This window comes from Streptomyces sp. GC420, from assembly GCF_009916105.1.
Lineage (GTDB): Bacteria > Actinomycetota > Actinomycetes > Streptomycetales > Streptomycetaceae > Streptomyces.
The window spans coordinates 1-6,914 of the sequence record NZ_JAAAXQ010000392.1 but is presented as its reverse complement, the minus strand read 5'-3'; the positions used below and the strand labels follow the sequence as shown (position 1 = coordinate 6,914).

The window sequence follows — 6,914 nt, the reverse complement described above, 5'->3', positions numbered from 1 at the left end:
CTGACGCATACGCCAGTGGCCCCGCTGCCGGACGGCAGCGGGGCCACTGGTTTGACGAGGCGCAGCCTCGCAGGAAACGACGAAGGCGACGCACACCCGCGCTTTCCACGGGCACACGCCGCCGGACAACCCCGACACCGCCGGCCACAACACCGGCCAGAGGGGGCCGCGGGTGGCGAAGCCCCCGCACACGCGAGGCGCAGCCTCGCAGGAAACGACGAAGGCGACGCAGGCCCGCGCTTTCCACGGGCATACGTCGCCTGTCGCCTTTGTGGAGATGGCGGGAATCGAACCCGCGTCCAACGGTGCAGAACCAGGGCTTCTCCGAGCGCAGTTCGCTTCGCTTTTCTCGGCCCCGGAGATCACGCGAACAAGTCTCCGACGGGCTGAGTCACTGTTGGTTTTCCCGCTACACCCCGTGACCGGGAGTAACGGTTGAGTTCCCTAGCTGACGCCAGGATCCGGGTCGGGAACAGCCCCGGGCTGACGCTCCATTAATGAAGGTTCGCTCAGACTGCCTTATCAGGCAGCGAGGGCGAAGGCTTCGGAGTTATCGCGCTTGGAATTGGCGATTATTTTTTTCGGCCTGTGGTTTACGAGATCATGGCCGCTTCCTCGGCTCGCTTCACCTGCTTCGACATCCGCTGTCGAAACCGATCATCCCCATGTTGATTTTTCAAACCCCGCACCCCGTCCTGCGGGGTACGAGCCCATCGTACGTGAACAACAGGGACGCGTGCCAGCGTATTCCCGGTGCACGCCCCCGCGCCCCGTGGTCCGGGCACCGTGCGCCGCTCGCACTCCGGGCCGGCTCGCACTCCGGGCCGGCTGCCCGGGGGCCTCAGCCTCAGGCCCGCTCTTTGCGCCGGACCGCCGAGATGACCCGCTCCGCCTCGCGCCGGTCCTGCTTCTCGCGCAGGGTCTGCCGCTTGTCGTACTCCTTCTTGCCCCTGGCGAGCGCGATCTCCACCTTCGCCCTGCCGTCCTTGAAGTACAGCGCGAGGGGCACGATCGTGTGACCGGTCTCCTGGGACTTCGCCGCCAGCTTGTCGATCTCCTCCCGGTGCAGCAGCAGCTTGCGCTTGCGGCGTGCGGAGTGGTTCGTCCAGGTGCCCTGGCTGTACTCCGGGACGTGCACGTTGTGCAGCCACGCCTCGTGGTCGTCCAGTTGCACGAAGCCGTCGACCAGCGAGGCCCGCCCCTGACGCAGCGACTTCACCTCGGTGCCGGTGAGGACCAGTCCCGCCTCGTAGGTGTCGAGGATGTGGTAGTCGTGCCGCGCCTTCTTGTTCTGCGCGATCAGCTTGCGCCCTTTTTCCTTTGCCATAGTGCCGCCATTTTCGCACTACGAAGGGGTGCCGAGGCCACTCAATACCGTACGGGCCCGTTCCTCGGCCCGGGAGTCGACGGGAAGGTCGGGGGTGATGCCGACGCCGTCCACGGTGCGCCCCGCCGGCGTGCGGTAGTGGCCGACGGTCAGCTCGGCGACCGAGCCGTCGGGCAGTTCGGTGGGCATCTGCACCGAGCCCTTGCCGAAGGTGCGGGAACCCACCACGACGGAGCGCCCCCGGTCCTGGAGCGCCCCGGTGAGGAGCTCGGCGGCGCTCATCGTGCCGCCGTCGACGAGGGTCACGAGGGGCCGCTGGGTGTCGCCCTCGCCCTCCGCGTACAGGGCGCGCTGCTCGCCGCGCATGTCGTACGTGGCGACGAGGCCGCCGTCGAGGAAGGCGGAGGCGGCGACGACGGCCTCCGTGACCAGCCCGCCGGAGTTACCGCGCAGGTCGAGGAGGACTCCCCGGCCCTCGGGGGCGGAGCGCACGGCGCGGCGGACCTTCTCGCCCGAGCCGGTGGTGAAGCGGGCCACCGTGATGTGGGTGACACCGTCCGAGTCGCGGTCGACGGTGACGGACTCGGTGTCGATGCGGGCGCGCCGCAGGGTCTCGGTCCAGGTCCTGCCGTCACGGCGGAGGCCGAGGACGACGGAGCTGCCGGCGCCCACGGTCCCGCTCCCGGTCGCGGACTCGCCGCGCAGCCGGGCCAGCACCTCGGTGACGGGCAGGTCGCCGACGTCCTTGCCGTCGATGGCGAGGATGCGGTCGCCGGGTCTTATGCCGGCCTTGTCGGCGGGGCCGCCGGAGCGGACCCTGGCGACCTCGACACAGCCGTCCGCCGAGCGCTTGGCCCACAGGCCGACTCCGGTGTACTCGCCGTCGAGGGCCTTGCGGAACTCCTCGTACTCGTCGGCGTCGTAGACGGTGGCCCAGCGGTCGCCGCTGCGGCTGACGACCTCTTCGGCGGCCTGCGCGGCCTCGGCTCCCGACTTGCCGTCTGCTAGGCCCTCGTTGACGGCCTCCTCGGCGGCCGCGACCAGATCCCGCGGGGAGTCGGCCCCGGCGGGTTCGTCGTTGCTCAGCGGCCGGCGGTCCGAGGCGCCGGCCTCGCCCGCCACGTCCCAGGAACCGCCCGCGGCGCCCGCGAGGAGGATGCTCGCGAAGACCAATGAGAGGGCCGCCCCGCGGCGTCCGCCGCGGGGCCTGGAGAACAGATCCGGGCCCTGCATGGCGCTGAGTCTAGGACACGGCGAGGCGCCGCAAGGCCGGATGTTGCGCAGGTAACTGCGGCAACTCTCCGGCGCTCGCGGCGCCTTGGACCATGTGGACGCGACTCAGACCTTCAGGTACTTGCGCAACGCGAAGAACCCGGCGAAGGCGGGCATCAGCAGACTCGTGGCCAGCACCAGCGGCAGCTTGGTGATCACCTGGTCCCAGCCGATGAACTGGATCAGCGACATCTTCTCGGCGAGGGCGAGCCCGTGGTCGATGAGGAAGTACCGCCCCACGAGCAGCATCACGCAGGCGAACACGCCGCCGATGAGCCCGGCCAGTGCCGCCTCCAGGATGAACGGCATCTGGATGTAGAAGCTGGAGGCGCCGACCAGCCGCATGATGCCGGTTTCCCTCCTGCGGCTGAACGCCGAGACGCGGACCGTGTTGACGATCAGCATCAGGGCCACGACAAGCATCAGCGCCATCACCACCAGGGCGGCGATGCTGAGGCCGTTGAGCACTTCGAAGAGGCTGTCCACGGTGTCGCGCTGGTCCTGGACGGACTGCACGCCCGGCCGCCCCTGGAAGGCGGTCGAGATGACCTGGTACTTCTCAGGGTCGTCCAGCTTGATGCGGTACGACTCCTGCATCTGGTCCGGCGTGATGGAGCTGGCCAGCGCGGAGTCGCCGAACTGCTCCTTGTAGTGCTTGTACGCCTGCTCGCTGGACTCGTACGTGACGTTCTGCACGATGTCCAGCTTGCTCAGCTCGGCCTTGATCTCCTGCTTCTGCTCCTCGGTGACCGCGCCCTTCGAGCAGGCGGGATCGCTCTCGGCGTCGTTCTTGTTGCAGAAGAAGATGGAGACGTTGACCTTGCCGTACCAGAAGCCCTTCATGGTGCTGACCTGGTCCCGCAGCAGCAGCGACCCGCCGAACAGTGCGAGCGAGAGGGCGACGGAGACGATGACGGCGAAGGTCATCGTCAGATTGCGGCGGAGACCGACACCGATCTCCGAAAGGACGAACTGGGCGCGCATGGCGTGCTCTCAGCCTTTCAGTGCTGGTAGCCGTAGACGCCGCGGGACTGGTCGCGCACGAGACGGCCCTTTTCGAGTTCGATGACGCGCTTGCGCATCTGGTCGACGATCTGCTGGTCGTGGGTGGCCATGACGACTGTGGTCCCGGTGCGGTTGATCCGGTCCAGCAGTTTCATGATGCCCACGGAGGTCTGCGGGTCGAGGTTACCGGTCGGCTCGTCGGCGATGAGCAGCATGGGCCGGTTGACGAACGCGCGGGCGATGGCGACCCGCTGCTGCTCACCACCGGACAGCTCGCCGGGCATGCGGTCCTCCTTGCCGCCGAGGCCGACCAGGTCGAGCACCTGGGGGACGGCCTTGCGGATCTCGCCGCGCGGCTTGCCGATGACCTCCTGGGCGAAGGCCACGTTCTCGGCGACCGTCTTGTTCGGCAGCAGGCGGAAGTCCTGGAACACCGTCCCCAGCTGGCGGCGCATCTGGGGCACCTTCCAGTTGGACAGGCGGGCGAGGTCCTTGCCGAGGACGTGCACCTGACCGTGGCTGGTGCGCTCCTCGCGGAGGATGAGCCGCAGGAAGGTCGACTTTCCGGAACCGGAGGAGCCGACCAGGAAGACGAACTCCCCGCGCTCGATCTCCAGGGAGACGTCCCGGAGGGCGGGCCGGTTCTGCTTGGGGTAGGTCTTGGTGACGTTGTCGAATCGGATCACGGGTGCACCACGGTCTGCCGGGAGTATCACGGGTAGGTGACGTGACCATACGCGAAGCGGAGCCGCAGGCGCAGTCGACGGCCCCGGTTGGCGCCCGGTTGCGTGCGCTTGGTCACTGCCGTATAGGACAAAGGGGGCATCCTCGGCGGGGGCGCGCCGAATTTGCCACGAGCTGGCACAGTGGTAGGGGGAACGGTTGCGTTTCCCAGAGCGTTGTGCGGAGAGGACTGCACTGCGGCTCCGCCGCGCGGTGAGGAGGAGAGCGCATGACCTACGACCGACTGGTGTGCGCCAACTGCGCGGCCCCGGTCAGCGAGGGGCGCTGCCCCGTCTGCCGGGCGAACCGGGAGCGCCTTCAGCAGGAGAACCCCTTCTCGTGGCTGTCCGGCCTGACCCCGCCCCAGCTGATCGCCCTGCTCGTGGTGCTGGTCGCCGCGCTGGTGCTGGTGGCCCACCAAACGGCCTGAGAGGCCCGTCGCCGTACGAGTGAGGGGCCAGGAGCGTGCGCTCCTGGCCCCTCACTCGTGCCCCGCGGGCCGGGAACGGCCCGCGGGGCACGATCCGTGCCGGTCAGGCCACGGTGTTACGGCCGCCCACGAGGCGCGGCATCATCCGGAAGCCGATGCCGCCGGCGATCATGGTCGCGGCGCCGATCAGCAGGAAGGTCGTCTCGGCCGCACCGGTCTCGGCCAGCTCCTCCTTGGCCTTGCCCTGCTGCACGGGCTGCGAGCCGATGTTGTTGGTGCCGGTGTTGTCGGTGTCGGTGCAGTCCACGCCGTCGAGGTCGACGGTGCAGGTACCCGCGTCGTCGCCGCCGTTGCCGTTCCCGCCGCCGTTACCGTTGCCCGGGTCCTCGGTGGGGTCCTCGGTCGGGTCCTCCGGCTCGGTGGGGTCCTCGGTCGGGTCCTCCGGCTCCGTGGGCTCCGGGTCCGTGGGCTCCGGGATCTCGGTCGGGTCCGGCGTCGTCGGGTCGTCGACGTCGATGCCGACCTCCGCGCCCTGGTTGTCGACCGCGATGTTCACACCGACTGCCTGAGCGGCGCCGGCTGCGGTCAGCGAAGCGCCCGCGGCGATCACCGCGCCCGCCGCGATACGCGCCACACGCAGCCGCGTCTTCTTGGTCATCTGTTTGCTACCCCCAGTAGCCGTTTCGTCAGTGGAGCAGCGCGCCCGGAACGGCGACTGGACAGGGGTTCGGGGTCGTGATCTCGAAGTCCCCCGCTCACCGGCCGCGCCGGTCATGCGCATGCCGCGCCCAGCTTTCCCAGCTTTCACAAAGGCGTCAAGCTCGTTGCGCCAGCGATGCCCGAAATGAAGGGAGTTGACCAGGGGTCAGGATCTGCGATGTGACGCACAAGGCAACTGCCGCCCGGTGGGCGGCAGTTGCCTTGTCGACAAAACCTGAATTCGCTCGCGGCGCCGCTTGCACCGGCGAATTCGCTACGGGTGCTCCGCCCGCTGCTTCTCCTGCTACTTCTCCTGCTGTTTCCGCCAGCGGATACCGGCCTCCAGGAACCCGTCGATCTCGCCGTCGAGCACCGCCTGCGGGTTTCCGACCTCGAACTCCGTACGAAGGTCCTTGACCATCTGGTAGGGGTGCAGGACGTACGAACGCATCTGGTTGCCCCAGGAGTTGCCGCCGTCGCCCTTGAGCGCGTCCATCTTGGCCTGCTCCTCCTGGCGGCGCCGCTCGAGCAGCTTCGCCTGGAGGACGTTCATCGCGCTCGCCTTGTTCTGGATCTGCGAGCGCTCGTTCTGGCAGGAGACCACGATGCCGGTGGGGATGTGCGTGATCCGCACCGCGGAGTCGGTGGTGTTGACGCCCTGGCCGCCGGGGCCCGAGGCGCGGTAGACGTCGACCCGCAGCTCGGTCTCGTCGATCTCCACGTGGTCGGACTGCTCGACGACCGGCAGCACCTCGACGCCCGCGAAGGAGGTCTGGCGGCGCCCCTGGTTGTCGAAGGGCGAGATGCGGACCAGGCGGTGGGTGCCCTGCTCCACGGAGAGCGTGCCGTAGGCGTACGGGGCCTTCACGACGAAGGTGGTCGACTTGATGCCGGCCTCCTCCGCGTACGAGGTCTCGTAGACCTCCGTGCTGTAGCCGTGCCGCTCGGCCCAGCGCAGGTACATGCGCTGGAGCTGCTCGGCGAAGTCCGCGGCGTCCACGCCGCCGGCCTCGGCGCGGATGTTGACGAGGGCCTCGCGCTCGTCGTACTCACCGGACAGGAGGGTGCGGACCTCCATCTCGTCCAGCGCCTTCTTCACGGCGATCAGCTCGGACTCGGCCTCGGCGCGCGCGTCGGAGTCGTCCTCCGCCTCGGCGAGCTCGAACATGATCTCCAGGTCGTCGATCCGTCCGCGCAGCGCCTCCGCCTTGCGGACCTCCGCCTGGAGGTGCGAGAGCTTGCTCGTGATCTTCTGCGCCGCCTCCGGGTCGTCCCACAGCGACGGTGCCGCGGCCTGCTCCTCGAGCGCGGCGATATCGGCCCTCAGCCTGTCGAGGTCCAGGACGGCCTCGATCGACCCCATGGTCGAGGAGAGGGACTTCAGCTCTTCGGATACATCGACGACTGCCACGGGTCCAGCGTAACCGCTGCCGCGCCGGACCTTCCCCGCCCTTCCCC

7 protein-coding genes and 1 other RNA gene are annotated in these 6,914 nt (G+C 68.8%); 1 reads left to right on the top strand and 7 read right to left on the bottom strand.

The window, feature by feature from the left end; translation table 11 throughout:
* Positions 1-269: 269 nt before the first annotated feature.
* The 5 genes from ssrA to ftsE form a co-directional block, all read right to left on the bottom strand.
* Positions 270-665, bottom strand: a transfer-messenger RNA (tmRNA) gene (ssrA, locus tag GUY61_RS32070).
* A gap of 182 nt (positions 666-847) precedes the next feature.
* Positions 848-1,327 (bottom strand): SsrA-binding protein SmpB, encoded by a 480-nt coding sequence (smpB, locus tag GUY61_RS32065; RefSeq protein WP_166633836.1) that lies wholly within the window; start codon positions 1,325-1,327, stop codon positions 848-850.
* Positions 1,328-1,345: 18 nt separating this feature from the next.
* Positions 1,346-2,560: a S41 family peptidase gene (locus tag GUY61_RS32060; protein ID WP_166633834.1), complete on the bottom strand. Its 1,215-nt coding sequence runs from the start codon at positions 2,558-2,560 to the stop codon at positions 1,346-1,348.
* A gap of 105 nt (positions 2,561-2,665) precedes the next feature.
* Positions 2,666-3,583, bottom strand: a complete 918-nt coding sequence (ftsX, locus tag GUY61_RS32055) for a permease-like cell division protein FtsX (protein WP_166633832.1) — start codon at positions 3,581-3,583, stop codon at positions 2,666-2,668.
* 17 nt (positions 3,584-3,600) lie between these two features.
* Positions 3,601-4,290, bottom strand: coding sequence for a cell division ATP-binding protein FtsE (gene ftsE / locus GUY61_RS32050; RefSeq protein ID WP_166633830.1), 690 nt, complete (start codon positions 4,288-4,290; stop codon positions 3,601-3,603).
* Between the two features lie 266 nt (positions 4,291-4,556).
* Here ftsE and GUY61_RS32045 point away from each other — a divergent pair, with 266 nt between their 5' ends.
* Positions 4,557-4,757 carry a hypothetical protein gene (locus GUY61_RS32045; protein WP_166633828.1) on the top strand — a complete coding sequence of 67 codons (201 nt, stop codon included), beginning with the start codon at positions 4,557-4,559 and terminating at the stop codon, positions 4,755-4,757.
* A 103-nt stretch (positions 4,758-4,860) separates the two neighbouring features.
* On the opposite strand, the gene GUY61_RS32040 is transcribed toward GUY61_RS32045, so the two are convergent.
* On the bottom strand, positions 4,861-5,415 hold the full coding sequence (locus GUY61_RS32040; protein WP_166633825.1) for an LPXTG cell wall anchor domain-containing protein: 555 nt from the start codon (positions 5,413-5,415) through the stop codon (positions 4,861-4,863).
* A gap of 345 nt (positions 5,416-5,760) precedes the next feature.
* Positions 5,761-6,867, bottom strand: a complete 1,107-nt coding sequence (prfB, locus tag GUY61_RS32035; RefSeq protein WP_166633823.1) for a peptide chain release factor 2 — start codon at positions 6,865-6,867, stop codon at positions 5,761-5,763.
* Between the last annotated feature and the right edge of the window lie 47 nt (positions 6,868-6,914).